This is a genomic window from Streptococcus sp. CL6.22 (assembly GCF_049738055.1).
Classification (GTDB): domain Bacteria; phylum Bacillota; class Bacilli; order Lactobacillales; family Streptococcaceae; genus Streptococcus; species Streptococcus mitis_DJ.
Map to the genome: position 1 here is coordinate 1 of NZ_JBKOTV010000033.1, position 362 is coordinate 362.

Sequence of the window (362 nt, forward strand, 5' to 3'; positions counted from 1 at the left end):
GAAAAGGAGGATGTGGGATTCGAACCCACGCACGCTTTTACACGCCTGACGGTTTTCAAGACCGTTCCCTTCAGCCGGACTTGGGTAATCCTCCAAAATAGTCCGTACGGGATTCGAACCCGTGTTACCGCCGTGAAAAGGCGGTGTCTTAACCCCTTGACCAACGGACCAAACTTTATGGGCACGAGTGGACTCGAACCACCGACCTCACGCTTATCAGGCGTGCGCTCTAACCACCTGAGCTACGCGCCCAAGTTAAAAAACTTGGTAATTGAACAAAGTTCAAAGCGGGTGACGAGAATCGAACTCGCGACAACAGCTTGGAAGGCTGTAGTTTTACCACTAAACTACACCCGCTTAAA

At 51.1% G+C, this 362-nt stretch carries 4 tRNA genes; all 4 read right to left on the bottom strand.

Annotated elements, in window-relative coordinates:
* Positions 1-4: 4 nt before the first annotated feature.
* Positions 5-94, bottom strand: a tRNA-Ser gene (locus ACLNCW_RS09820).
* A gap of 4 nt (positions 95-98) precedes the next feature.
* Positions 99-170 (bottom strand) — tRNA-Glu (locus tag ACLNCW_RS09825).
* Between the two features lie 8 nt (positions 171-178).
* A tRNA-Ile gene (locus tag ACLNCW_RS09830) sits at positions 179-252 on the bottom strand.
* A 34-nt stretch (positions 253-286) separates the two neighbouring features.
* Positions 287-357: transfer RNA gene (locus ACLNCW_RS09835), tRNA-Gly, on the bottom strand.
* Between the last annotated feature and the right edge of the window lie 5 nt (positions 358-362).